Genomic DNA, 24,963 nt, shown 5'->3' with positions numbered 1-24,963 from the left:
CGAGACAGATCGGCGGCGACGACACCATGAGGCTGCGCGCACTCCTTGACACCGACGCGCTGGGCCTGCGGCTGCTCGGCGGCGAGGACGAGCTGGACCGCACCGTGCGCGGTGTGATGACCACGGACCTGCGGGACCCCAGCCGCTACCTGGCGGGCGGCGAGCTGGTCCTCACCGGCCTCGCCTGGCGCCGCGACGCCTCGGACACCGAGCCCTTCGTCCGCGTCCTCGCGGGCGCCGGGGTGGCGGCGCTGGCCGCCGGCGAGGCCGAGTTGGGCGACATCCCCGCCGACCTCGTCGAGGCCTGCGCCCGCCACCGGCTGCCGCTCTTCGCGGTCAACGAGTCCGTGGCCTTCGCGACGATCACCGAACACGTCGTACGGCAGGTCTCCGGCGAGCGCGCCGGTGACCTGGCGGCCGTCGTGGACCGGCACCGGCGCCTGATGACGTCGGGCCCGGCCGGCGGCGGCCCCGACGTCGTCCTCGACCTGCTCGGCACCGACCTGGACCTGCGCGCCTGGGTGCTCTCCCCCGCGGGGCGCGCCATCGCCGGGTCGAGCACGGGCGGCACGGCGCTGCCGCCGGCCGTGTGCGCGCGCCTGGCCGGGGAGCACCTGGCCGCCACGCGCACCGGGCGGCGCGGCCCGCACCGCGTGTCCGTCGACGGGGTGACGTACTCCCTGTTCCCCGTGCGGGCCAGCGGCCGGGGAGCCGGCGGCGTGGCGCGCGACGTGCGCGAGACGGTGCTGTCCGACTGGGTGCTCGCCGTGGAGGCCGACGCCGGCGACTGGCCCGAGGAGCGTCTTGACCTGCTCCAGGGCGTCACGCAGCTGATCGCCGTGGAGCGGGACCGGCGCGACGCCGCCCGCACGGTGCGCCGCCGCCTCGCCCAGGAGGTCCTGGAACTGGTGCAGACCGGCGCGGCCCCGGCGGAGATCGCCGCGCGCCTGCGGGTCGCGGCGCCCGTACTGCTGCCGGGGCTCGGCACGGCCCCGCACTGGCAGGTCGTGGTGGCCCGCGTGGAGTGGGAGGGCGGGGACATCGACGGCGGCCGGGTCGCCCAGTCGCTCCTGGAGGAGATCCTCGTCGACCCCGCCCCCGGTTCCCGGACCGACGCGAACAGGGGCGGCGCCTCCTCCTCGGCGCCCGAGCCGTTCGACCGGATCGCGGTCGCGCACACCGGGGACGAAGCCATCGCCCTGGTGCCGCTGCCGGCGGTCTCGACGGAGCACGACGGCACGGAGGCGGGCCTGCTCGCCGACGCCCTCCTGGAGTCGGTCCGCGCCCCGCTGTCGGCGGGCCTGGACGGCGACGGCCGCCTGACGCTCGGCGTCAGCGCGTCCGTGCACTCGGCGGAGGGACTGCGCGGCGCCCTGGAGGAGGCGCGGCACGCCCGCCGCGTCGCCGCCGCCCGCCCCGGCCGGGTCTGCGCGGCCGGCCACCAGGAGCTGGCCTCCCACGTCCTGCTGCTGCCCTTCGTGCCGGACGACGTGCGCCGGGCGTTCACCGCGCGGCTCCTGGACCCGCTGCGGGAGTACGACCAGCGGCACCGGGCGGAGCTGATCCCCACCCTGGAGGCCTTCCTCGACTGCGACGGCTCCTGGACGCGCTGCGCCGCGCGGCTGCACCTGCACGTCAACACGTTGCGCTACCGGGTGGGCCGGATCGAGCAGTTGACGAGCCGTGACCTGTCGCGGCTGGAGGACAAGCTCGATTTCTTCCTCGCGCTGCGGATGAGCTGAGAAAAGGGGTGACCGGCCGCCCGCGCGCCGACGAGCGGCCGGTCCCTCCCCCGCCTCTCCCCTTGTGAAATCTTTCACCCGACCCCTTGGCCGGACGCCGCCATCCATGCTGAGATTCGCCCACGACTCAACAGCTCAATGGTGTGCTCGGGGAGGGCAACGTGGCGCATACCGCCATGTCTGGTACCGGAACGATTGCAGGGGACGATCCACTCCAGACCGCGGTATGGCGGCTGCGCTCGCGCGGCTGCTGGACCGACGCGGCCGCGCTGCTGGCCTCGCGGGCCGGGGCGGCGCCGGCGCTCCAGCGGGCGGCGCTCCTCGTCGAGCGCTGCCTGTTCACGGGGGACGGCTGGGCCGAGGCCGAGGACGCCCTGCGGACCGCGGAGGCGCTGGCCGAGGACGACGACGACCGCGGGGGCGCGGCCTGCGAGCGGGGCCATCTCGCGTACGCGGCCACGGTGTTGGGCGTACGGGACCGGGCCGACGAGGCGCGTACGGCGCTCGGCAGGGCGGCGGCGCTGCTCGCCCCGGACGCGGCGGGGCGGCCGCTCCTCGACTACCGGCGAGGCCTGATCGCCGAGCACATCGCCGACTCGCCGCAAGCCGCGAGGGCCGCGTACCAGCGGGCGCACGCGGGGGCCACCGCGCGCGCCGACCCGCTCCTGCTCTCCTTCACCTGGCGGCACCTGGCCGGACTCGCCCTGCGGGACGGGGAGTTGGTGCAGGCGCGGCAGGGGTTCGCGGAGTCGCTGCGGTTGCGGGAGGAACTGGGGTACCTGGTCGGCACCGCTCCCGCGTTGGCGGCGCTGGCGGACGCGGAGCCGGAGCCGGAGGCCTCGCGGTTACGGGCGGAGGCCAAACGCCTCTTCCACCTCCTGGGCGGAGTCCCCACCTGGCTCTCCCCCCACCTGACCTCTCCGCCCCCGACGCCCTGAGCCCGGGGGGTCCCGGGGGGTCTCCCACCCACCCACCCGTCACCCGGCACCCCACCGCGAGGCAACAACGGGAAGCGACGGCGCGCCCACCTGCCCCCTCCGACCCCCTGACGCCGTCCCCGGGGGGTATCTCCCACCCACCCACCCGTCACCCGGCACCCGACCGCGAGGCAACCCCGGGAAGCGACGGCGCGCCCACCCACCTGCCCCCCCCGGCACCTCCCCCCGAGGCAATACGCCCCCCGGCGGCCCGCCACGGACAAACGGCCGGGTACGCCCACTCACTACGACCCAACGGGCGTCTCCCACCCACCCACCCGTTGCCCGGGGTCCGGCTGCCGGGTTGGAGACGCCCCGGGCAGGGGCACACCCCGGCACGGAACCGGAAGCAGAGGGGCAAGCACAGCCACTCCAGCAGCCCGACGCAGAGCAACGGGCGGGTGGGTGGGAAACGCCCCGCGGAGGGGCACACGCCGGCACGGAACCGGAAGCAGAGGGGCAAGCGCAGCGCCCCCCCCAGCAACCCGACGCAGGGCAACGGGCGGGTGGGTGGGAAAACACCCCGGCGAGGGGGCACACCGCGGCACGGAACCAGCGGCCGAAGGGCCAGCGCGGCCCCCCGCAACCCGACCCCGCGCAACGGGCGGGTGGGTGGGAGACCCCGTGGCGAGGGGGCAACCGCGGCACGGAACCAGAGACGGACCGGCAAGGAAACCGCTAGGCCCCCGAGCCAGACCCCGCGAAGTGCTCCGCCACCAACCCCGGAACCACCCCCAGCTCCCCCGCCACCAACGCCTCCAGCAAAGCCATGTGCTCCGCCGCGTCCGCCACCAACTCGGCCCGCCGGCCCAAGGACCGGCCGCCGGCCACCGGCCACTGCGCCCGCCGGTGAAGGCCGTCCGCGACAAGGACCAGCTGCCGGTTGCCCGACAGGGACAGCATCGCGCCGTGAAAGGCCCGATCGGCCTCGGCGTAGCGCGCGACGTCGCCCTCGGCGGCCGCCGCGACGGTCGCCTCGGCCAGCGGCACCAGCTCGCCCCACCGCTCCGCCGGCACCGTCCGGGCCAGCCGCAGCACGACCGGCACCTCGATCAGCGCCCGCACCTCGGCCAGCTCGGCCCGCTCGCGGGCCCCTCGCTCCAGAACCCGGAAGCCCCGGTTGGGGACGACCTCGACGGCCCCTTCGGCCGCCAGCTGCTGCATCGCCTCGCGCACCGGCGTCGCGGAGACGCCGAAGCGTTCGCCGAGCACCGGCGCGGAGTACACCTCGCCGGGTGTCAGCTCACCGCCCACGAGCGCGGCCCGCAGCGCGTCCAGGATCTGTCCGCGTACGGACGTGCGCCCCACCGTCCGGCGCCCCACCGCCCGGCGCGCCGCCTGCTCCGGCACCCGCCCCCCGGCCTGCCCCACGACGTCCACCCGCGTCCGCCCCGCCCCGTCTCCGTGTGCTGTGAAAGGTACGAGAGGCACCATAGGCGGACACGCCCGCGGTTGAAACCTCGATCATGTTGGGTAAGGTAAGGCTTACCTGCAATCGATCGCGATTCGGTGGTCCCCGCATGTCCGTGCCCACTTTGGCCGCGCCCGCCCAGAGCGCCTTCGGCGCCGTCGCGGACTCCTACGCCCGCCTCGCCGAGGTGTTCCCCGGACTCCGCGTGACCGAGCTGGGCCCCGAGGAGCGGGCCCCGCACGGCGGCGGCTGGGTGAACGCCGCCCGGCTCGCCCAGGGCGGAGCCGACCTGGACGCGTTCGTCGCGTGGGACAACGCGCAGGTACTGAAGGACTACGGCACCCAGGCCCGCCCCGACGTGGTGGCCAGCTTCGGCCTGCACCGCTACGCCTGGCCGGCCACCCTGCTGTTCACCGTCCCGTGGTTCCTGCACCGCCGCGTCCCCCGCTTTCCGGTGGCGGACGTCTCCTTCCAGCGGAGCCTCGGCCGCCTGGCCGTGCGCACCGAGTCCTTCGCCTGCCTGCCGGACGACCCGGCCGCCGTACTGCCCGGCGCCCATGTCGTACCGGACGAGGAGGCGCTGCGCGCCCAGGTGCGGGCGGCGGTCGCCGAGCACCTGGGTCCGCTCCTGGAGGGCTTCGGCCCCCGGATGCGCCGCCGCTCCCGCGCCCTGTGGAGCCTCGCCACCGACGAGGTCGTCGAGGGCCTGTGGTACATCGCGCACCTCCTCGGCGAGGAGGGCCGCGCGATGACGGAGCTGGAGCGGCTGCTGCCCGGCGCCACGAAGCCGTACGTCGGCACGGCCGGCTTCCGGGAGCTGACGGGGCCGAACGGGGAGAAGCTGCCCACCCGCGACCGCGCGAGCTGCTGCATGTTCTACACGCTGCGCCCCGACGACACCTGCGTCACCTGCCCGCGTACGTGCGACGCGGAGCGCGTCGCACGGCTGAGCACCGACGCCGGCCCGGCCGCCTCCGCTTGAACCACCCTTTCGGACCCGTTTAATCGAACTCAACACCCATTCACACGAAGTGAGTTCGAGTAAATCCGGGTTCTGCGTGCTCTCTGGCACCCCCTTGGCGTTCTCTTGCCCCGAAACCCCGGTGAGGGCCGTCCCCATCGGGTCACTATGGCGCCCGAAACGCCCTACCGCGACGCAAGGGACCCCAGATGAGACTGACCGCTATATCGCTGGATTGGCTGCTCCCCGGCGCCGTCCTGCTCCTGGGCATGCTGGTGGCGGTGGCGGTGCTCGCGCGCGGCAAGCGAGGCCACGACAAGGCGGCGAAGGCAGGCACGGGCGACGAATCGTGGGAACGCAGCGAGGAGCGCCGGCGGCGCAAGGAAGCGGTCTACGGCACCGCCTCCTACGTCCTGTTGTTCTGCTGTGCGGCGGTCGCCGCCGCACTCTCCTTCCACGGCCTGGTCGGCTTCGGGCGGCAGAACCTCAGCCTCTCCGGCGGCTGGGAGTACCTCGTGCCGTTCGGCCTGGACGGCGCGGCCATGTTCTGCTCCGTGCTCGCCGTGCGCGAGGCGAGTCACGGTGACGCGGCGCTCGGCTCGCGTCTGCTCGTGTGGACGTTCGCCGGGGCGGCGGCCTGGTTCAACTGGGTCCACGCGCCCCGGGGTCTCGGCCACGCCGGTGCCCCGCAGTTCTTCTCCGGCATGTCGCTCTCGGCGGCGGTCCTCTTCGACCGCGCGCTGAAGCAGACCCGCCGGGCGGCGCTGCGGGAGCAGGGCCTCGTACCGCGTCCGCTGCCGCAGATCCGCATCGTGCGGTGGCTGCGCGCGCCCCGGGAGACCTTCGGCGCCTGGTCGCTGATGCTCCTGGAAGGCGTCCGCACGCTGGACGAGGCCGTCGAGGAGGTCCGGGAGGACCGTCGGGAGAAGGAGCAGACCCGGCTGCGCAGGCGCGACCAGGAGAAACTGGAGCGGGCTCGGCTCAAGGCCATCAGCCGCGGCCACCGGGGTTACGGCCGGGGCGGCGGCCGGCAGGTCGACGTGCAGGCCGTGCCGGCGGCCCAGGGGTCCGCGCAGGTCGGCGCGGACCCTGCCATAGCAACGCAGGAGCAGCTGCCGCTACGCGCCCGCCCCTCCCTCCAGGCCGTCAGGAGCGACTCTGACCAGGCCGCTCCCGTCTCCGTCGACCTCACCGCGGAGGACGACACGCAGACCCTGCCCCGGCTCGACTCGCTGGAGCAGAAGTTGAAGGACCTGGAGCGGCAGTTCGGCTGATAGCGCCGGGAACCCCGGCTCGGGCCGGGCGGTGGCGGCAGGGTGTCACACCATGCCGCCGCCGTTCAGCTCGAACCACACCACCTTGCCGACGCCGTGCGCGCGCACGCCCCACGCGTCGGCCAGGGACTGCACCAGCACCAGGCCCCTGCCGCTCGTACCGTCGTCGGCGTCCGGTACGCGGGGCTCGGGGCGGCGCGCCACGAAGTCCCGCACCTCGACGCGCAGCCCGCGCGGCCCCAGGGTGGCGGTGACGATCGCGTCATGGTCGGTGTGCACCAGTGCGTTGGTGACGAGTTCGCTGGTGAGCAGCTCGGCGGTGTCGGCCCGCGCCGGCTGGCCCCAGCGCCGCAGGAACTCCCTCAGGGCGCCCCGGACCTCGGGCACCGCGGACAGATCCGCCCTCCCCAGTCTCCGTCTGAGCTGGGCGTGGTCCGGTCCGACCGGTGCCTCCTCGATCCTCTCGTCGCGTACGTTCGGCGAAGAGGCCCCGAATCCCCCGGGGCCGCCCCCACGTGACTGCCTCGTCATGACCCCCGCCCACCAAGCGATGACCTTGCCTCCCTGCTCGAACAACCTCACGGAATGCATTCCCCGCGCTACAGACGGCACTCCTGTCGAATCGTCAACCAACGGCGTGGGTGTGCCGGGGCGGGGAGGGGAAGTGAAGCGGTGGACCCCGCCACCGAGCGTTCGGAGGAGCCCTGGTGCACGACGACAGACTGCTGGTGGAGGGCCGCCTGGAGCGGGCCCTGCGCCAGTTCATCCGCCCCGCCCAGTACACGCACAGGGTGCCGCTGACCCTCTCCGTCTGGCATGCGCCGGCCGTGCCCGGCTCCCCCGTTCATGGGGAGCCCGGAGGCTGGGGCACGGTGCCCGTGTCGGCCGCGCTGGAAGCGTCGTACGAACCCTTCGCGACCGGCGCGGAATGGGGAAGTCCCTGGTCGACGAGTTGGTTCCGGCTACAGGGTCGAGTGCCGCGGGAGTGGCGCGGGCGCCGCGTCGAAGCGGTCGTGGACCCCGGATTCACCGGGGACGGCCCGGGATTCCAGGCCGAGGGCCTGGTGTACGACGCGACGGGTGTGCCGCTGAAGGGGGTCCACCCCCGCAATCGGCATATTCCGGTGGCCTCTCCCGCACAGGGCGGTGAGGCGGTGCATTTCCTGCTGGAAGCGGCGGCCAATCCGGCGGTCCTGCACGACTTTCTGCCGACACCCCTGGGCGACGTACTGACCGCGGGCTCTACCCCCATCTACCGATTCGCGTCTGCCGATCTCGCCGTACTGAACGAGGACGTATGGCAGCTGACGCTGGACATCGAGGTCCTGTCCGAGCTGATGGCCGAACTGGACGCCGACCGTCCGCGTCGGCACGAGATCCTGCGGGCTCTGGAGGACATGCTCGACGCGCTCGATCTGCACGACGTGCCGGGCACGGCCGCGGCGGGGCGTGCGGCCCTCGCCGACGCCCTGGCCCGGCCCGCCCACGCGAGCGCGCACCGCGTGTCGGCGGCCGGGCACGCGCACATCGACTCGGCCTGGCTGTGGCCCCTGCGCGAGACGGTGCGCAAGGCCTCGCGCACCTTCGCCAACGTGACGGCGCTGGCGCGGGAGTACCCGGAGCTGGTCTTCGCCTGTTCGCAGGCGCAGCAGTACGCCTGGGTGAAGGAGCACCAGCCGCACATCTGGGAGCGGATCAAGAAGGCGGTGGCGGACGGCAACTGGGCGCCGGTGGGCTCGATGTGGGTGGAGTCGGACGCCAACATGCCGGGCGGCGAGGCGCTGGCGCGCCAGATCATGCACGGCATGCGCTTCTTCCGCGAGGAGCTGGGCGTTCGGACCCAGGAGATCTGGCTGCCCGACTCCTTCGGATACACCGCGGCCTTCCCGCAGTTGGCGAAGCTCGCGGGCGTCCGCTGGTTCCTGACGCAGAAGCTGAGCTGGAACCAGTCCAACAAGATGCCGCACCACACCTTCTGGTGGGAGGGCCTCGACGGCACCCGCGTCTTCACCCACTTCCCGCCCGTGGACACCTACAACTCGCAGTTCCACGGCGCCGAACTCGCGCACGCCGAGCGGAACTTCGCCGACAAGGGCCGGGCGAGCCGCTCGCTGGTGCCGTTCGGCTGGGGTGACGGCGGGGGCGGGCCCACCCGCGAGATGATGGAGCGGGCCCGGCGCCTGAGGTCCCTGGAGGGTTCGCCCCGCGTCGAGATCGAGAAGCCGTCGGCGTTCTTCGCGGCGGCCGAGGAGGAGTACGGCGCGCGGGCCCCGGTCTGGTCGGGCGAGCTGTACCTGGAGCTGCACCGCGCGACGTACACCACGCAGGCGGCGACCAAGCGCGGCAACCGCCGCAGCGAACACGCGCTGCGCGAGGCGGAGTTGTGGTGCACGGCGGCCGCGGTGCGCGAGCCGTCCTACGCCTATCCGTATGACGCGCTGGACCGGCTGTGGAAGACGGTCCTGCTGCACCAGTTCCACGACATCCTGCCGGGTTCGTCGATCGCCTGGGTGCACCGCGAGGCGCGGGAGACCTACGCGCGGGTCCTGGCGGAGCTGGAGGCGATCACCGCGTCGGCCGTACGTCACCTCGGCGCGGGCGGCCGCGCGGTGCTGAACGCCTCGCCGTACCCCCGTAGTGAGGTCGTGGACGGCGGGGACGGCGCGCTGGTGCGGGTCGACGTCCCGGCGCTGGGCACCCGGACCCTGGCCGCCGCACCGGTATCGGGCCCGGCCGCAGTGGCGCACACCAGCGGCGACGCCATCCTGCTGACCAACGAGCACCTGAGCGTGCGCGTCGACGCCGCCGGGCTGCTGACCTCCGTACGGGACCTGGACGCGGCCCGCGAGGTGCTCGCGGCACCCGGCAATCTCTTGCAGCTGCACCCCGACCATCCCACGCACTACGACGCGTGGGACCTCGACCGGCACTACCGCCACCGGCACACCGATCTCACGGACGCCGAGTCCGTCGAGCTGGTCGAGGACGGGCCGCTGCGGGTCGCGGTGCGGGTGGTGCGCGCGTTCGGCCGCTCGCGGATCACGCAGGAGATCCGACTGGCGGCGGGCAGCAGGCGCGTGGACATCGTCACGGACGTCGACTGGCGGGAGTCGGAGAAGGTGCTCAAGGCGGCCTTCCCGCTGGACGTGCACGCCGAACGGTCCGCCGCCGAGATCCAGTTCGGCCATGTGCACCGGCCGACGCACGCCAACACCACCTGGGACGCGGCGCGTTACGAGATCTGCGCGCACCGCTGGCTGCGGGTCGCCGAGGAGGGGTACGGGGTCGCGCTGCTCAACGACGCGACGTACGGCCATGACGTGACGCGCGCCGAGCACGGCGGCACGCTCGGCACCACCGTGCGGCTGACCCTGCTGCGGGCCCCGCACAGCCCCGACCCGCTGACCGATCAGGGCGCGCACCGCTTCACGTACGCGCTGCTGCCCGGCGCGGGCACGGGGGACGCGGTGGCGGAGGGCCTCGCGCTCAACCTGCCGCTGCGGGTGGCCGACGCGCCCGCCCTGGCGCCGCTCGTGAGTGTGGACAACCCTGCGATCACGGTGGAGTCGGTGAAGCTCGCCGACGACCGGGGCGGCGATGTGATCGTACGGCTCTACGAGTCGCGCGGCGGGCGGGCCGCGGGCACGCTCGGCACGTCGTTCCCGGTGGCGCGGGCCGAGGTGACCGACCTGCTGGAGCGGCCGCTGCACGAGGCCGACACGGGCGCAAGCGGCCTGGCCCTCGCGCTGCGGCCCTTCCAGATCGTCACCCTGCGGCTGCGGCCCGCCTGACCGGGGCGGCGGCCGGCGGAGGTGCCGGGGCCGGCGTCAGGGCCTCGGCACGTTCCGCAGGTTCGAGCGGGCCATCTGGAGCATCCGGCCCACCCCGCCGTCCAGCACGATCTTGCTCGCGGAGAGCGCGAAGCCGGTGACCATGTCCGAGCTGATTTTGGGCGGCATGGAGAGGGCGTTGGGGTCGGTGACGATGTCGACGAGCGCCGGGCCCTTGTGCGCGAAGGCCTCCTTGAGGGCGCCCGCGAGCTGCTTGGGCTTCTCCACGCGGATGCCGTGGGCCCCGGCGGCGCGGGCCACGGCGGCGAAGTCCGGGTTGTGGTTCGCCGTGCCGTAGTTCGGCAGTCCCGCGACCATCATCTCCAGCTCCACCATGCCCAGGGAAGAGTTGTTGAACAGGACGACCTTCACCGGCAGATCGTGCTGGACGAGGGTGAGGAAGTCGCCCATCAGCATGGAGAAGCCGCCGTCGCCGGACATCGAGACGACCTGCCGTTTGCGGTCCACGAACTGGGCGCCGATCGCCTGCGGCAGGGCGTTGGCCATCGAGCCGTGGCTGAAGGAGCCGATGATGCGGCGCCTGCCGTTGGGGGTGAGGTAGCGGGCAGCCCAGACGTTGCACATGCCGGTGTCGACGGTGAACACCGCGTCGTCGGCGGCCACTTCGTCCAGGACGGAGGCGACGTACTCGGGGTGGATCGGGACGTGCTTGTCGACCTTGCGGGTGTACGCCTTGACGACGCCTTCAAGGGCGTCGGCGTGCTTCTTCAGCATCTTGTCGAGGAACTTGCGGTTCGACTTGGCCGCGACGCGCGGGATGAGGCAGCGCAGGGTCTCGCGTACGTCGCCCCAGACCGCGAGGTCCAGCTTCGAGCGGCGGCCGAGGTTCTCGGGGCGCACGTCGACCTGGGCGATCTGGACGTCGTCGGGCAGGAAGGCGTTGTACGGGAAGTCCGTGCCGAGCAGGATCAGCAGATCGCATTCGTGGGTGGCCTCGTAGGCCGCGCCGTAGCCGAGCAGGCCGCTCATGCCGACGTCGAACGGATTGTCGTACTGGATCCACTCCTTGCCCCGCAGCGCGTGGCCCACCGGGGATTTGATCTTCTCGGCGAACTCCATCACCTCGGCGTGGGCGCCGGCCGTGCCGCTGCCGCAGAAGAGGGTGACCTTGCGCGCCTTGTCGATCATCTTGGCGAGCTTGTCGATCTCCTCGTCGCCGGGGCGCACCGTGGGCCGCGAGGTCACCAGGGCCGTCTCGGCGGCCTTGTCCGGCGCCGGCTCGGAGGCGATGTCGCCGGGCAGCGACACGACGCTGACCCCGGAGCGGCCCACCGCGTTCTGGATGGCGGTCTGGAGCAGCCGGGGCATCTGCTTCGGGCTGGAGATCAGCTCGCTGTAGTGACTGCACTCCTGGAACAGCCGGTCGGGGTGCGTCTCCTGGAAGAAGCCGAGGCCGATCTCGCTGGAGGGGATGTGCGAGGCGAGGGCGAGGACCGGGGCCATGGAGCGGTGGGCGTCGTACAGGCCGTTGATGAGGTGGAGGTTGCCCGGGCCGCAGGAGCCGGCGCAGGCGGCGAGGCGGCCGGTGATCTGGGCCTCCGCGCCGGCCGCGAAGGCGGCGGTCTCCTCGTGCCGGACCTGGACCCAGTCGATCTCCTTGGTACGGCGGATGGCGTCCACGACCGGGTTGAGACTGTCGCCGACGACGCCGTACAGGCGCTGGACACCCGCCCGGACGAGGATGTCGACGAACTGCTCGGCGACGTTCTGCTTGGCCATGCGGTACGCACCTCTTCACCCTTGGAACCTGCGGGCCCCTCGGAGCCCTTTGGGCCCCTTGTAACCCCTCGGTCCCCCCTTGAACCCTTTGGTCCGGGAATGGGGAACCCTTCGCTCCATGAATGCACGGGTACGGCGGTCATGCCTCCCAGAGCGCGGCGGCCGTCCGGTCGTCGGCGTACCCCTTGACCCTGACCTGTACGTCGGCCAGGAAGGCGGCGAGCCCCGGCGGGTCGCTCTTCTCCCAGCGGCGGGTGAGGTGTTCGGCCAGAGCGGGCTCGCCACGCAGCGGTTCGGCGAGGCCCGCGCTGCACAGCAGGAGCGTGTCACCCGGCCGGGCGACCGAGGCCCGGAAGCGGAACGGTTCGTGGGGCCGCTCGGGCGCCGGTTCGTAGGGGCTGGGAGGTGTGGTGATGCCCAGGTCCATGGTGAGCCGGTCGCCCTCGGGGGTGTGCGGCGGCGGTGAACCGAAGCCGACCACGGCGTCCCCGACGGCTTCGGCGCCACGCGGCTCGATGTCCTGCCACTCGCCCTCGCGCAGCCGGAACAGGCCGCCCGCGCCGACGCCGAAGAAGACGCGCGTGCGGCACCGGGGGTCGGCCGGCAGCAGCAGGCAGCGCAGGGATGCGGCGTACTCGTCCGGCTGGAGGCCGAGGTCGGCGGCGCGGGCGCGGAGTCTGCCGAGGCTGCGGTCGGTCAGGCGGTGCAGGCCCGATTTCAGGTCGCCGCGCCGGGCGGCCCTGATGTCCTCGGCGAGCCGCTGGTGGCTGCGTACGACGGCCCGGCCGATCCACGCGCAGGCCTCGGCGGCCGCGCGATGCGCCCCCGGGGTCGCGCGGGCGCCGGTGGCCATCGCGACCAGCACCAGGGCGCTGTCGCCGGAGCCGAATCGGGCGGTCAGCAGGGAGTCGCGGCGAGGATCGCCGCGGTAGCGGGCGGAGTCGCCGCGCACGGAGGCGGCGCGCAGGGTGACGGAGCCGTGGCGCGCGCCGTCGAGCACGGTGTCCGCGACGAGGCCGGCGAGGTCGTCGGGGTCGGCCATCGGCAGGGCGGTGGGCTCGGGCTCGTAGGTGGGGGGCCCGTCGCCGACGTGCGCCGGGCCGGCGGGGTCGGGGCGCCCGGCCTGCTCCCGCAGGGTGCCCGGCCCGTCCGCGCCTCGGGCGCGCCCACCGGGCGGTGCGGGCTCCTCGGGGCCGTGCGAGCCGCCCGCACCGGGCGCGGGCCCCGCCACCGGCCCCGACCCGGACCCGAAGGTCACCGGCCCGCTGGGGCCGACGGGGGGCTCCCAGGGGGCGGGGGCTACGGGGGTGCGGGGCGTCTCCGGAGCGGGGGCGACCGGGGTGGGCGGCGTGTCAGAGGCGGGCGGGGTGTCGTCGCGGCCCCGTGGCGAGGGGAATCTCTCCTGCACGGTGTCCGCCGCCGAGGCGAACCTGTCGTCGAGGGTGTCCGGTGCGGGCGTCGGGCCCGTGTCCTGGGTGGTGTCGTCGTACAACTGCCCCCACCAGTCGTCGTCGCGACCGGTGCGCCTCTCCCCCTGCTGGCTCATGCCCCTATTTTCCACCGCGGAGGCCGCCCGAAAACGGTGCATCCGGAAATTCCGGCCGACCTGGCCACGGCGGGGCGGTGGAGGGGCCGCCGGGCGGTCCCACCCCCCACAGGGGGACCGCCCGGCGGCGTCTGTGTGGCGCGCGCACCTCATGGGTGCGGGCCACGGCCTGGGTGACGGGGGTGGGTGCTCCCGGCCTGTAGGCCCGCGTGCCCAGTGACGTCGAGTTCAATCCGCGTACCGTCCCCTTCCCCGGGCCCTTGTCACCGGGCGGGGAGGTACGGGGATGATGTCCTCCGGCGGAATCGCGCCGTGGCTGTTTTCCGCCACGGCGCGATCGGAACGGGGCCTCGGGGAGGGACGTCGCCGCATGCTGGCAGCGATAGGGCTGGACGAGACGCACGAGTCGGCGTACCGGGCGCTGGTGTCGGTGGGCGCCGCCGATGTGCCGGGCCTCGCGCGCAGACTCGCCCTCGGCGAACCGGAGACGGAGCGGGCGCTGCGCCGCCTGGAGCGCCACGGCCTGGCCGCGCAGGCCTCCGGCAGGGCGGGCCGCTGGGTGGCCGCGCCGCCGGGTGCGGCGCTCGGCGCCCTGCTCACGCAGCAGCGGCACGAGTTGGACAGGGCGGAGCTGGCGGCGAAGGTGCTCGCGGAGGAGTACCGCGCGCGGGCCGTCGAGCCCAGCGTCCACGATCTGCTCGAGGTGGTCACCGGCGCGGCCGCCGTCTCGCAGCGCTTCCTTCAGGTGCGGCTGGGGGCGAGCCGGGAGGTGTGCGCGCTGGTCAGCGGCGGTTCCGACGGAACCGGCGGCATCGGGGGCGGCGCCGGGGAACAGGCCGGGGGCCGGGGTGTCGCGCATCGTGTGGTGGTGGAGCGGGCCGTTCTGGACACGCCGCTGGGGCTCGGCGGGCTGTCGGCGGCGCTCGGCCGCGAGGAGCGGGTGCGGGTCGTGGACCGGGTCCCGACGAAGCTGCTGATCGCCGACGGTGCGCTGGCGATCGTGCCGTTGACCTCGCGGACCGCGGAGCCCGCCGCGCTGGTCGTGCACGCCAGTGGGCTGCTCGCCTCGCTGACGGGGCTCTTCGAGGCGGTCTGGCGGGAGGCGCTGCCGCTGCGTCTGGGCGAGGGCGCGGACACGGTCCGCGAGGAGGCCCCCGAGGGGCCGGACGCCACGGACCTGGAGATCCTCTCGCTGCTCCTCGCGGGCCTGACGGACGCGAGCGTCGCCAAACAGCTCGACCTCGGGCTGCGCACGGTGCAGCGCCGGGTGAAGCGGCTGATGGAGCTGACCGGTGTGACGACGCGGCTCCAGCTGGGCTGGCACGCATACGAGCGGGAGTGGGTCGCGCGGCGCGTCCGCGTCCCGCAGGTCTGATCTGACCTGCGGTTTCGCCGGATCTGCGGCACGCTGGACAGATGGGAGCGTGGGAACTCCTGCTGGTCGGTGTGGTGCTGCTGCTCGGCCTGTGCGGAGTGCTGGTGCCCGGGGTGCCGGGGCCGTGGCTGGTGTGGGCCGCGGTCCTGTGGTGGGCGCTGCAGGAGCCCAACGGCCTCGCCTGGGGCGTGCTCGTCGGCGCGTCCGTCGTCCTGCTCGCCGCGCAGGCCGTGCGCTGGCAACTGCCGCCCCGCCGGCTGCGCCAGGGCGGCGCCACGCGCCGGATGGCCGTCTTCGCCGGGGCGGGCGCGCTGCTGGGCTTCTGCGTGGTGCCGGTGCTCGGCGCCATCCCGGGCTTCGTCGGCGGGATCTACGCCGGGGAGCGGCTGCGGCTCGGCGGCCACGGCGAGGCGGCCGCGGCCACCCGCACGGCGATGCGGCTGGGCGGCACGAGCATTCTGACCGAACTCTTCGCCTGCCTGCTGATCTTCGGTGCGTGGCTGGGGGCGGTCTTCTGGGGTTAGGGCGACGGGGGTCGAACTGCTCACAGTTTCGCTTGAGTTGGAGCCTTGAGTTGGAGCGTGGCCGGCGGCGGCTCGGAGAGGGCGGTACGTCACGGTGTCCGGTCCGCTATCGACGCGGTGCGGTTACGCGGCGCGGGTGAACCGCCACCAGTTGACATTGAACAAGTAGCCGCTGCCGCCGCTGAACGTCAGGTAGAGGTCATGGGTTCCCGTCACGCCGTTGACCGGGCAGGTCACCGTGGTCCAGGACTGCCAGCCACCGGTGTTCGGCACACCGCACCGGCCCACGATCGACCCGCTCGGACTGTCCAGGCGCACTTCGAGGGTGCCGCCGCTGGTGGCCGAGGCGACGCGTGCGGCGAAGGAGGAGGCGCCGGCCCCGAAGGCCACTCCCTTGACCTTGGTGTAGTCGCCGTTCTCGATCCAGCCGACGTTCATTCCGCCGTCACTGGTCCATTCGGTCTCGATCCCGGAACCCCAGGCGATCGTCTCGGCCTCCTGGCGGACGTACGGATCGAGTGGACCGGCTTGCGGGGCACCCCTGCTCGTCATGTTGATCGTCGGAATGGTGCCGTCGGCGTTGTAGGAGAACTTCTCCACGGCCACCGAGCGGGTGAAGCCGCCGCCGCCCGGGAGGGCGCCGTTGTGGTAGAAGAAGTACGAACTGCCCTTAAGTCCACGATGCCCGGGTGGTTGGTGAAGCTGTTGCCCTGGGCGGGCATGACGGTGCCACGGTAGGTCCAGGGACCGGTCGGGCCGGGTGCCGTGGAGTAGGCGATGAATTCCTGGCAGCACTTGGCCGCGTACACCAGGTAGTACAGACCGTTCCGCTTGTAGACCCACGGCCCTTCTTCGTACAGCGTGGGACGGTCGGGGTTGTCGGTGCGGGTGCCGAATCCTGAGGTGGTGAGCGGGATCTTGGTGGGGCTGCCCGAGTAGGAGATCATGTCGGCGTTCAGCTTGACGTACCACAGGTTGGGGTTGCCCCAGTAGAGGTAGGCCTGACCGTCGTCGTCGATGAAGACGGTCGGGTCGAACTCGGTGTTCTCCAGCAGCGGGTGGCCGAGGGCGTCCCGGAACGGTCCGGTGGGGCTGTCCGCCACCGCCACGCCGATGGCGAACGCGCCGGTCGCCCGGACCGTCACCGGCACGTACCAGTAGAACTTGCCGCCCCGTTCGACGGCCTGGCCCGCCCACGCGTTGGCGCCCGCCCAGCTGAAGGTGTTCAGGCTGAGCGGTGTGCCGTGGTCGGTCCAGTTGACCATGTCGGCGGAGGACCACACCCGCCAGTCCTTCATCACGAAGGAGTTGGTGGAGCCGTCCTCGTCGTGCCCGGTGTAGAGGTAGACCCGTCCGTTGTGCACCAGCGGGGACGGGTCGGCGGTGTAGACGTGCTGCACGATCGGGTTGTCGGCCCTGGCCGCCGTGGGATGCACGGCGGCAGGAAGGACGGCGAACGCCACCATGAGGATCAGCACCCAGGTCGCCCGGGCGAGTCTCGTACCGGTGGCGGGTGGTCTCACTGCGGTCGGGGGAGCCGTTGGCCTGTGGACGTCGGTACTGGACATGGTGCGGTCCTTCCTGGTGCTGCGGCCCGGGGACTGAGCAGCCGGTCGGATGCGGGGACCCTTCCAAGTCGGGCATTCGGCGTGTGGGGAGCGTCTTACGGGGACGGATCATGCGGGTGCCGTCATGCCCCGCACGTACACCATGCGAAAACCGCTTCGTCCGGCTCGTGTTCGATACTTCGAACGTAAACCGAACCTTCGAACGCCATGGATGCTAGGAGTTGCGAGCGGACAGCACAAGATCCCTGGAAGCCGCATCTCAACGTCACCGGACCACTTCCTCGGCGCCGTCGATCGTGTCTCCGGCGGGGCGTTCATCGGCTGGTGCGGCCTGAAAAGGCGGAATCCCCCGCATCCCGCACTCTGAGGTGATGCGTGGCATAGGAGCGCCAGGGGCGCCAGTCGTCGAGGGACGGTTCCGGCTCGCCGGGCAGGGGTACGTCGGGGTCGCCCAGCGCCCGCATTCTGATGAGGGCGGCGGTGCGCGCGTCGATGCCGGGCAGGGCGAGCAGCGCCGCCTCGGCGTCGTCCCGGTCGGCTCCCGCGTCCACGCGCAGCGCGCCGTCCGCGAGCGCCGTCGCCAGCGCGCCGAGCGGGCCGGGTTCGGCGGCCAGGTCGGCGGGGGCGGGGAAGACGTGGGTGAGGCGCCCGCACGCGGCGTCCAGCGTCTTGCCGTACCGCTCCACGAGCCGCTCGGCGCCGGGCCGTCCCACGAGCGCGCGCACCGCGAACTCCTCCGGGTCGGCCGCGCCCGGCGAGCGCAGCCCGGGCCGGGCGGCGACGAGCGGGGCGAGGCGGGGGTCGCGGGCCAGCCGGTCGTCCACTGCGTACGGGTCGGCGTCCAGGTCGAACAGGCGGCGCAGCCGCTGTACGGCGGTGGTGAGGTCGCGCAGGTCGGTGAGGTGCAGGCGGGCGTCGAGCCAGCCGCCGCGGTGTACGGCCCCCGCACTCGCGCCACCCGTGCCGGCGGCCCGGGAGAAGGCCTCTTCGACGGCCACGATGGCCGTCCCGTGGGGCAGGCGGAGCGTACGCCGGTAGGTGCGGGTGCCGCGCTCGCCGGTGACTTCCTCGATGCCGGGGACCGCCTGGTCCGCGAGCAGGTCGAAGACCGGCGCCGCCTGGTAGGGGCCGCGGTGGGCGAGGCGCAGGGGGATGCCGGCGGCGGGGGTGGCCCGCGCCGTGCCGCGCTGCGGGGCGGCGGCCCGCAGGGCGGTCGGGGTGAGCGCGTACACGGCCTTGACGGTGTCGTTGAACTGCCGCACGCTCGCGAACCCGGCGGCGAACGCGATCTCCGTGACGGGCAGATCCGTGGTCTGCAACAGGACGCGGGCGGTGTGCGCCCGCTGCGCGCGGGCCAGTGCGACGGGGCCCGCGCCCAGCTCGGCGGTGAGCTGGCGCTGCACCTGCCGGGCGCTGTAGCCGAGGCGCCCGGCGAGCCCGGGCACGCCCTCACGGTCGACGACGCCGTCACCGATCATGCGCATGGCGCGGCCCACGACGTCGGCGCGGACGTTCCACTCGGCCGAGCCCGGGGCGGCGTCCGGCCGGCAGCGGCGGCAGGCGCGGAAGCCGGAGGTCTGGGCGGCGGCGGCCGTGGGGTAGAAGCGGACGTTGCGCCGTTTGGGGGTGACGGCGGGGCAGCTGGGGCGGCAGTAGATGCCGGTCGTCTCGACGGCGAAGAAGAACGCGCCGTCGAAGCGGGCGTCCCGGCTGCGCACGGCCTCGTATCCCGTCTCCTCATCGATCACGCCTCCCAGTGTGGGTCCTGGCACCGCGGCAGGCTGGCGGGATTCGGACACGGAACTTCCGGGGGCCGGTTCCGGGTCGTGTGCGCCTGGTCCGCGGGGCCGTGGGCCCCCGGCGCGGACCTGGCGGGCCCCGGGCGAGGCGCGCCGGGCAGTGCGGACCGGACAGGCCCAAGGCAGGCCCCGGGCGAGCCCGCCGGGCTGTGCGGACCGGGCAGCCCTGGGGCAGCCCCCGACCTGCCCCGGGCACGCCCCGCTAGGCCCCGCCCGGCGCGAGCGCTCACGGCACCCACGCCGCGGCTCCCCGCGCCTCGACGGAGCCCGAACGGCACCGCCCCGGCGCGGCCGCTACCGGAGGCGCCCCCGCTTCACGTCCAGGGCCGCGCGGCCCTCCGCGTGCCGCAGCCGCCACACGCGGCGCAGCTCCGCGCGGGCCCGGACGTCCGTCTTGGCGACGATGCGCTGGTTCTCGCGGATCAGCTTGCGGTAGCTGTCGAGACGGCGTTCGGGAAGCGCGCCGTCCGCGACGGCGGCGAGCACCGCGCAGCCGGGCTCCGCGCCGTGGGCGCAGTCGTGGAACCGGCAGTTCTCCGCCAGCTCCTCGATCTCGGAGAAGACCTGCCCGACGCCCGTCTCGGCGTCCCACAGGCCGACGCCGCGCAGCCCCGGCGTGTCGATGAGGACCCCGCCGCCGGGCAGCGGCAGGAGGTTGCGGGTCGTCGTGGTGTGGCGGCCCTTCCCGTCGACGTCACGGATCGCCCGGACCGCCATGAGGTCGGCCCCGGCGAGCGCGTTGGCCAGCGTGGACTTGCCCGCGCCGGACTGGCCGAGCAGCACCGAGGTGCCCCCGGAGACGACCGCGGCGAGGATGTCGACGCCGACGCCGGTCGTGGCGCTGACCGTCAGCACCTGTACGCCGGGGGCGGCGGTCTCCACGTCCTCGACCAGGTGGGCGAGCGTGGCGTCGTCCGGCACGAGGTCCGTCTTGGTGAGCACGACGACCGGCTGCCCGCCCGACTCCCAGCCGAGGGCGAGGAACCGCTCGATGCGGCCGAGGTCCAGCTCGACGGAGAGCGGGACCGCGATGATCGAGTGGTCGACGTTGGCGGCGAGGATCTGCCCCTCGGACCGCTTGGACGAGGTGGAGCGCACGAAGGACGTACGCCGTGGCAGATACGCGCGTACGTAGCGGGGGTCGCCGCCGTCCGGGTCGACGGCGGCCCAGTCACCGGTGCAGATGACCTTCAGCGGGTCGCGGGGCGTGACGAACTCGGTGTCGGCGCGCACGGTCCCGTCGGCGGTGACGATGTCGCACTGCCCGCGGTCCACGCGCACGACCCGGCCGGGCAGCAGCCCCTGGGCCGCGTAGGGCGCGAACTCGGCCTCCCAGCCCGCGTCCCAGCCGTAGGGGGCCAGGGGGTGGGCGGCGGAGGGCGGACCCGCGGGAGAGGGGGACGAACCCGTGGAGGACGGGGAGGAACCCAGCGCGGAGGAGAACGGCAGAGAGGAGAAAGACAAGGGGTGACCCTTCACAGGGGTGGCCCCGGCGCGCGCGGCAAGAGACGCGCGGCGAAATGACGGTCGGTCAGCCGGTGGCCACGGAGGTGGAGTTGACGTACTTCCTGATGTGGGCAACGCCCGTCTCGACGACAGCCATCGGTCACACCTCCTGGTTCTGTTGGGCCGATACCGGCGGCCGGGACTCCGGCCGCCGAGGAACGAGACGCAGCTTAGATCGCCCGCCTCTCGGGGCGCCAACCATTTAATCGCCGGGGCCAGACCCGTCGCCCCGGTCCTGCCGCGCGGCCCGCCACTCGGGGGCGAGCACCGCCCAGATCTCGGTGTCCTGCCGGACGCCCCGGTAGAGGTCGTCCTCCCGGAAGGGCTCGATTCCGGACAGATCAAGGGCCCCGACGATCTGGCCGGTTGTGTGGTGTACGAAATAGATGCCCCAGGCATCCACTGGGGGCAGGTAACGGGAACATCCGCGCTTGCGAGGTATATCCATGACGAAACCGGCCGAACCGATGCGGCGGACCGCGCCCATCGACTTCCCCCAGGACCGCACCTGCCCCTACCACCCGCCCACCGCCTACGCGCCCCTGCGCGAGGCCCGGCCGCTCGCCCGCGTCGCCCTCTTCGACGGCCGTGAGGTGTGGGCGGTGACCGGGCACGCGGTGGCCCGCGAACTGCTCGCCGACCCGCGGCTGTCCGCCGACCGCACCCACCCCGACTTCCCCGCGCCCACCGAACGCTTCGCCCGCGTCCGCAACCGCAGCGTCGCCCTGCTCGGCGTGGACGACCCGCGGCACAACACCCAGCGCCGGATGCTGATCCCGAGCTTCTCGGTCAAGCGCGTCGCCGCCCTGCGTCCGGCGATCCAGGAGACCGTCGACCGGCTCCTGGACGCCATGGAGGCGCAGGGGCCGCCCGCCGAGCTGGTGGAGGCGTTCGCGCTGCCGCTGCCGTCCATCGTGATCTGCGCCCTGCTCGGGGTGCCCTACGCCGACCACGACTTCTTCGAGGAGCGGTCACGGCGGCTGCTGCGCGGCCCGCGGGCCGAGGACACCGAGGCGGCGCGGGACGAACTCGACGCCTACTTCCACCGGTTGATCGACCGCAAGCGCGCGAATCCGGGCGACGGCCTCCTGGACGAGCTGATCCACCGGCAGCTCGCGAAGGGCGCGGTGACCCCCGAGGAGTTGGTCAGCTTCGCCACGATCCTGCTGGTCGCGGGGCACGAGACCACGGCGAACATGCTCTCCCTCGGTACGTTCACCCTGCTCCGGCATCCCGAGCGGCTCACCGAGCTGAAGGCGGGGATCGGCCGCGAGGAGCGGCTGCCGCCCGCCGTCGTCGAGGAGCTGCTGCGCTATCTGTCCATCGCGGACGGGCTGCTGCGGGTGGTGAAGGAGGACATCGAGATCGCGGGCAACACCCTGCGCGCCGGTGACGGCGTCGTCTTCTCCACCTCCCTCATCAACCGCGACGACGCGGCCTTCGAGGCACCGGAGGAGCTGGACTGGCGCCGCGCCACCCCGCACCACCTGGCCTTCGGGTTCGGCGTCCACCAGTGCCTGGGCCAGAACCTCGCCCGTGCGGAGATCGAGATCGCCCTGTCCTCCCTCTTCGGGCGGCTGCCGGGCCTGCGTCTCGCCGCGCCCGCCGAGGACATCCCCTTCAAACCGGGTGACACGATCCAGGGCATGCTCGAACTGCCCGTCACATGGTAGGAGTTGGCCGCATGACACAGGGCGCGGCGGACAGGGCGATACGGATCGACACGGACCGGTGCGTGGGCGCGGGCATGTGCGCGCTCACCGCGCCAAGCGTCTTCACGCAGGACGACGACGGCTTCAGCCAGGTGCTCCCGGGCCGCGAGGACGGCGGCGGCGACCCGATGGTGCGCGAGGCCGTTCGGGCGTGCCCGGTGCGGGCGATCACCGCACCGGGAGTCGCCGAGGACTGAGCGAGCGTCACACTCCGCCACTGCAACGGGAGTTCAGGTACGCAGGGTGACCGTGAAGCTCCTGCCGTACGCGTGGTGCGTGTCGACGTCGATCCGTGTGCCGCCGGGGGCCCGGCTCACCCGTACGCCCGGGTCCGCGGCGACCTTGCGCAGGCCGCGCCCCCGGAGGAGGACGGTGATGGTGTCCCGGCCCGTCGTCGGGTCGGACACCGCGACGGTGACGCCCCGCCCGGGGCGTGCCTCGCGGCGCACGATGACCGAGGCGGGGCCGTCGACACGCACGCGCGCGGCCTCGTGCCGTCCGGACGTGAAGGTGTTGACGGCGGTCAGGCCGAGGCCGGTGTGGGAGAGGGCCTGCAGCCGGATCGAGTTGGCGAGGACCCTGAGCGGGCCGCGCCGGGTGTGGGCGCGCAGCCGGTCCTCGGTGGCGTTCGGCACGAGGGCGTACGCCAGGCGGGCCGGCCCGGTCCCGGCGGGCGTGTCGAGGCACACACCGAGGACGGAGCGGGTCACCCGCGTATCGGCGTTGGCGGTGCGCACGAGGCGGCGGCTGCGGGTGACCCGGTCCAGGCTCACCCGCACCGGCGGGGTGTCGAGGAAGACATAGCCGACGGCGGTGCCCTGGGTGGCGTTGGCGTACCGCAGCCACTTCAGGTCGGCGGTGCCGGGGCCGGACCAGGCGCGGCCGTCACGGCGCACGCCGGTGAGGGAGGTCAGGTCGTCGGGGGCGGCGGTGCGGGCGTCGACGGTCGTGGTCACGGCCCGTCCCCCGGCGTCGCCGACCCCCGCGGCGAGCACCACGATCTCGTCGTCCAGCAGGAACCACGACTTGGTCGCCGTCGCGTTCCGGTACACCACGAAGTCGTCCGGGAGCAGGGCGCGGTCGCGGTGGGCCGCGTCACTGGACTGCACCATGCTCGCGGTGCCGTACGCCCCGAGGACGGCGCCGCCGGAGTGGGCGTTCGTGCCGCGCGGGAAGTAGACGTACTTGTTCTGCGACTCGGAGGACGCGGTGAAGTGCAGCGGGTGCCCGGGGTTGTCGTAGAAGGCCTTGCCGTACAGCTCCGGTACGGTGCGCCGCTGTTCCACGGGGGCGGTGACGCCCGCGAGGCCGTGGGGCGGGACGGTGGTGTAGTAGTCGACGCCGTACGCCTGGGTCTGGTCCTGGCCGGAGAGGTAGAGGTGGTGCGCGCCGTCGCCCTGGAACCACGGCATGAGGTTCTCGCCGTTCATGTACTCGTACTTGCTGATCCGCTCGGAGCTGCGCGCGAGGGCGAAGGCGTAGCCGGGCCTGCGGTGCACCGTGCGGTCCATGGCGTTGAAGGCGACGCTGCGTTCGGCGGGGTTGAGGTCGGCGGGGCGCACGGCGGGGTCGGCGATGATGTCGGCGTGGCGCACGATGCTGACCGGGGAGACGAACCGGGCCGGGTCGAGGGGCGCGCGCGAGGTGGCCGCGATGTGCTTGACGTAGCTCTTCAGCGCGTCGGCCGCCCGCTCCAGGGCGCCGGTCCCGGCGCGGGCCGCCAGGAAGGCGAGGTCGACGACGGCCTCCACGACCACCGCCACGTCGGCGTATCCGGTGTCGGTGCGTGCCACGGCCCGGCCCTTGACGATCTCCATCATCCAGCCCTCGAAGATCAGCGGGGCGAAGCCGTCCTTCACCCAGCCGTGGACGGTCGGCAGCAGTTCCCCGCCGTGCGCGAAGCCGGTGCCATCGAGGATCTTGAGGGTCTGCACGACGCGGGTGAGCAGGCCTTTGCCGTACGAGCCGGTGTAGGCGACGGAGGCGTGCTGGAGGAACGAGCCGTCCGCGTAGTGGCCGTCCGTCATCCCGTGGCGCGGCCGGTAGGGGTCGACGGTGAGGAACACCGTCAGCTGGTCGGTGAGCGCCTTGCGGACGCGGGCGTCGCCGCCTTCGTCGAGGAGGGCGCCCTGGAGGACGCGGTTGGTGGTGATGTCGGCGAGGTTGGCGCCGGTGTGGAAGCGGGAGTCGAGGTTCACGTCGCCGTCGGTGCCGTTGCGCAGGTAGGCGTCCATCGAGGCGACGTAGGTGGGCACGAGGGAGGGGCGGTGGGCGCGCACTTCGTCGGCGAGCAGCACCAGGGTCCGGCTCACGTGCTGGGAGATGCCGATCTCCCAGTGGAACCAGTTGCCGTAGTAGCCCTTGGTCTGGTCGCCGTAGTGGTGCTCGTGCAGCCAGGCCAGGCCGTCGATCACCCGGCGCTGCACGGCGCTGTCGCCGTACAGCGCGGACGGGCCGGGCGCGCGGGTGGCGAGGGCGATCTCGTACAGCCGGCGGTAGGCCGTGTCGAGGTTGGCTTCGTCGGTGCCGAGCGGCAGGCCGGCGAACAGCTCGCCCTCGCCGGCGCCGTCCATCGCCGCGAGGTTCGCCCGCGCCGTCCGGTCGACGGCGGCGAGCTTCGCCGCCGTCTCCGGCCGGGCGTTGGAGGCGGCGGTCCCCGCGAGGACGGCCACCGTGTTGGCGATCAGCAGGGCGCGTCCCTCCGCCACCGCGGCGGCGTCCGCGCGGCCCGCGGGGACCACCGCCAGGAGTCCGGCGGCCGACAGGGCGGACAGCAGGTGTCTGCGGGTGATCTCCATGGCGGCCTCCGCCGGGGGTGTGAGGGGGCGTTCAGGCGGGCGGAGTCAAGCAGATGCCCCCACCGGCGACAAGGGTCCGCGCGCCGACGCGCCGGACGGCGTCCACAGCGTCCTTGTGATCTTGACGCGGTGCGGTTCGGGCGTGGCGCTCCCCTCTCCCCCGCGTTTCCCCCCGCGCGCACGCCGCTCGGCACGCGCAC

17 protein-coding genes and 2 pseudogenes are annotated in these 24,963 nt (G+C 73.5%); 9 read left to right on the top strand and 10 right to left on the bottom strand.

The features are described 5' to 3' along the window. The first annotated feature begins 26 nt into the window (after nt 1-26). Complete coding sequence (locus ABZ385_RS11745) at nt 27-1,742, top strand: PucR family transcriptional regulator ligand-binding domain-containing protein (protein ID WP_358911099.1); 1,716 nt, start codon at nt 27-29, stop codon at nt 1,740-1,742. 176 nt (nt 1,743-1,918) lie between these two features. Then, on the top strand, nt 1,919-2,680 hold the full coding sequence (locus tag ABZ385_RS11740; RefSeq protein WP_358911097.1) for a hypothetical protein: 762 nt from the start codon (nt 1,919-1,921) through the stop codon (nt 2,678-2,680). 717 nt (nt 2,681-3,397) lie between these two features. Here ABZ385_RS11740 and ABZ385_RS11735 read toward each other — a convergent pair. Beyond that, nucleotides 3,398-4,015, bottom strand: a pseudogene (locus tag ABZ385_RS11735) (GntR family transcriptional regulator); the annotation flags it as partial. A 224-nt stretch (nt 4,016-4,239) separates the two neighbouring features. Here ABZ385_RS11735 and ABZ385_RS11730 point away from each other — a divergent pair. Beyond that, nucleotides 4,240-5,112: a (2Fe-2S)-binding protein gene (locus ABZ385_RS11730; RefSeq protein WP_358699008.1), complete on the top strand. Its 873-nt coding sequence runs from the start codon at nt 4,240-4,242 to the stop codon at nt 5,110-5,112. Nucleotides 5,113-5,300: 188 nt separating this feature from the next. Beyond that, complete coding sequence (locus ABZ385_RS11725; protein WP_358911095.1) at nt 5,301-6,365, top strand: DUF2637 domain-containing protein; 1,065 nt, start codon at nt 5,301-5,303, stop codon at nt 6,363-6,365. A gap of 45 nt (nt 6,366-6,410) precedes the next feature. Here the strand turns inward: ABZ385_RS11725 and ABZ385_RS11720 are convergent, their stop codons facing one another. Beyond that, entirely contained in the window at nt 6,411-6,824 is a 414-nt protein-coding gene (locus ABZ385_RS11720) for an ATP-binding protein (RefSeq protein WP_358699010.1), read from the bottom strand. 248 nt (nt 6,825-7,072) lie between these two features. On the opposite strand from ABZ385_RS11720, the gene ABZ385_RS11715 reads away from it, so the two are divergent. Continuing rightward, nucleotides 7,073-10,156, top strand: coding sequence for a glycoside hydrolase family 38 C-terminal domain-containing protein (locus tag ABZ385_RS11715; RefSeq protein ID WP_358911094.1), 3,084 nt, complete (start codon nt 7,073-7,075; stop codon nt 10,154-10,156). A 36-nt stretch (nt 10,157-10,192) separates the two neighbouring features. Here ABZ385_RS11715 and ABZ385_RS11710 read toward each other — a convergent pair whose 3' ends face one another. After that, entirely contained in the window at nt 10,193-11,935 is a 1,743-nt protein-coding gene (locus ABZ385_RS11710) for a pyruvate dehydrogenase (protein WP_358586655.1), read from the bottom strand. Between the two features lie 139 nt (nt 11,936-12,074). Next, complete coding sequence (locus tag ABZ385_RS11705; RefSeq protein WP_358911092.1) at nt 12,075-13,481, bottom strand: protein phosphatase 2C domain-containing protein; 1,407 nt, start codon at nt 13,479-13,481, stop codon at nt 12,075-12,077. A 370-nt stretch (nt 13,482-13,851) separates the two neighbouring features. Here ABZ385_RS11705 and ABZ385_RS11700 point away from each other — a divergent pair, with 370 nt between their 5' ends. Next, nucleotides 13,852-14,856: a winged helix-turn-helix transcriptional regulator gene (locus tag ABZ385_RS11700; protein ID WP_358911090.1), complete on the top strand. Its 1,005-nt coding sequence runs from the start codon at nt 13,852-13,854 to the stop codon at nt 14,854-14,856. A 41-nt stretch (nt 14,857-14,897) separates the two neighbouring features. Beyond that, on the top strand, nt 14,898-15,380 hold the full coding sequence (locus ABZ385_RS11695; RefSeq protein WP_358590227.1) for a DUF456 domain-containing protein: 483 nt from the start codon (nt 14,898-14,900) through the stop codon (nt 15,378-15,380). A gap of 123 nt (nt 15,381-15,503) precedes the next feature. On the opposite strand, the gene ABZ385_RS11690 is transcribed toward ABZ385_RS11695, so the two are convergent. The 5 genes and pseudogenes from ABZ385_RS11690 to ABZ385_RS11670 all read right to left on the bottom strand — a co-directional run. Continuing rightward, nucleotides 15,504-15,986, bottom strand: coding sequence for a carbohydrate-binding protein (locus ABZ385_RS11690; RefSeq protein ID WP_358911088.1), 483 nt, complete (start codon nt 15,984-15,986; stop codon nt 15,504-15,506). Further along, on the bottom strand, nt 15,929-16,948 hold the full coding sequence (locus ABZ385_RS11685; protein ID WP_358911086.1) for a glycoside hydrolase family 43 protein: 1,020 nt from the start codon (nt 16,946-16,948) through the stop codon (nt 15,929-15,931). The genes ABZ385_RS11690 and ABZ385_RS11685 overlap by 58 nt, the downstream gene beginning before the upstream one ends. A 314-nt stretch (nt 16,949-17,262) precedes the next feature. Then, nucleotides 17,263-18,693 (bottom strand): AlkA N-terminal domain-containing protein, encoded by a 1,431-nt coding sequence (locus ABZ385_RS11680; protein ID WP_358911158.1) that lies wholly within the window; start codon nt 18,691-18,693, stop codon nt 17,263-17,265. Nucleotides 18,694-19,041: 348 nt separating this feature from the next. After that, nucleotides 19,042-20,109 (bottom strand): ribosome small subunit-dependent GTPase A, encoded by a 1,068-nt coding sequence (gene rsgA / locus ABZ385_RS11675; RefSeq protein ID WP_358700843.1) that lies wholly within the window; start codon nt 20,107-20,109, stop codon nt 19,042-19,044. A gap of 346 nt (nt 20,110-20,455) precedes the next feature. Next, nucleotides 20,456-20,572, bottom strand: a pseudogene (locus tag ABZ385_RS11670) (RimJ/RimL family protein N-acetyltransferase); the annotation flags it as partial. A gap of 127 nt (nt 20,573-20,699) precedes the next feature. On the opposite strand from ABZ385_RS11670, the gene ABZ385_RS11665 reads away from it, so the two are divergent. Both ABZ385_RS11665 and ABZ385_RS11660 read left to right on the top strand, forming a co-directional pair. Further along, the gene (locus ABZ385_RS11665) at nt 20,700-21,926 is read left to right on the top strand and encodes a cytochrome P450 (RefSeq protein WP_358911084.1); all 1,227 of its coding nucleotides are present in this window, start codon (nt 20,700-20,702) and stop codon (nt 21,924-21,926) included. Nucleotides 21,927-21,937: 11 nt separating this feature from the next. Then, the gene (locus ABZ385_RS11660) at nt 21,938-22,162 is read left to right on the top strand and encodes a ferredoxin (protein ID WP_358699916.1); all 225 of its coding nucleotides are present in this window, start codon (nt 21,938-21,940) and stop codon (nt 22,160-22,162) included. A 33-nt stretch (nt 22,163-22,195) separates the two neighbouring features. On the opposite strand, the gene ABZ385_RS11655 is transcribed toward ABZ385_RS11660, so the two are convergent. Further along, nucleotides 22,196-24,763: a polysaccharide lyase family 8 super-sandwich domain-containing protein gene (locus tag ABZ385_RS11655; protein WP_358911083.1), complete on the bottom strand. Its 2,568-nt coding sequence runs from the start codon at nt 24,761-24,763 to the stop codon at nt 22,196-22,198. Nucleotides 24,764-24,963 lie beyond the last annotated feature (200 nt).

The sequence above is a fragment of the Streptomyces sp. NPDC005898 genome, assembly GCF_040629635.1.
Taxonomy (GTDB): domain Bacteria; phylum Actinomycetota; class Actinomycetes; order Streptomycetales; family Streptomycetaceae; genus Streptomyces.
The sequence above is the reverse complement of the archived record's forward strand: the minus strand, read 5'-3'. Positions and strand labels throughout refer to the sequence as shown.

Bases quoted from the DNA above. Each gene is read 5' to 3' on its own strand.
- ABZ385_RS11745 (WP_358911099.1), top strand. From the start codon at position 27: ATGAGGCTGCGCGCACTCCTTGACACCGACGCGCTGGGCCTGCGGCTG.
- ABZ385_RS11740 (WP_358911097.1), top strand. From the start codon at position 1,919: ATGTCTGGTACCGGAACGATTGCAGGGGACGATCCACTCCAGACCGCG.
- ABZ385_RS11730 (WP_358699008.1), top strand. From the start codon at position 4,240: ATGTCCGTGCCCACTTTGGCCGCGCCCGCCCAGAGCGCCTTCGGCGCC.
- ABZ385_RS11725 (WP_358911095.1), top strand. From the start codon at position 5,301: ATGAGACTGACCGCTATATCGCTGGATTGGCTGCTCCCCGGCGCCGTC.
- ABZ385_RS11710 (WP_358586655.1), bottom strand. From the start codon at position 11,935: ATGGCCAAGCAGAACGTCGCCGAGCAGTTCGTCGACATCCTCGTCCGG.
- ABZ385_RS11705 (WP_358911092.1), bottom strand. From the start codon at position 13,481: ATGAGCCAGCAGGGGGAGAGGCGCACCGGTCGCGACGACGACTGGTGG.
- ABZ385_RS11700 (WP_358911090.1), top strand. From the start codon at position 13,852: ATGCTGGCAGCGATAGGGCTGGACGAGACGCACGAGTCGGCGTACCGG.
- ABZ385_RS11695 (WP_358590227.1), top strand. From the start codon at position 14,898: ATGGGAGCGTGGGAACTCCTGCTGGTCGGTGTGGTGCTGCTGCTCGGC.
- ABZ385_RS11685 (WP_358911086.1), bottom strand. From the start codon at position 16,948: ATGTCCAGTACCGACGTCCACAGGCCAACGGCTCCCCCGACCGCAGTG.
- ABZ385_RS11665 (WP_358911084.1), top strand. From the start codon at position 20,700: ATGACGAAACCGGCCGAACCGATGCGGCGGACCGCGCCCATCGACTTC.
- ABZ385_RS11660 (WP_358699916.1), top strand. From the start codon at position 21,938: ATGACACAGGGCGCGGCGGACAGGGCGATACGGATCGACACGGACCGG.
- ABZ385_RS11655 (WP_358911083.1), bottom strand. From the start codon at position 24,763: ATGGAGATCACCCGCAGACACCTGCTGTCCGCCCTGTCGGCCGCCGGA.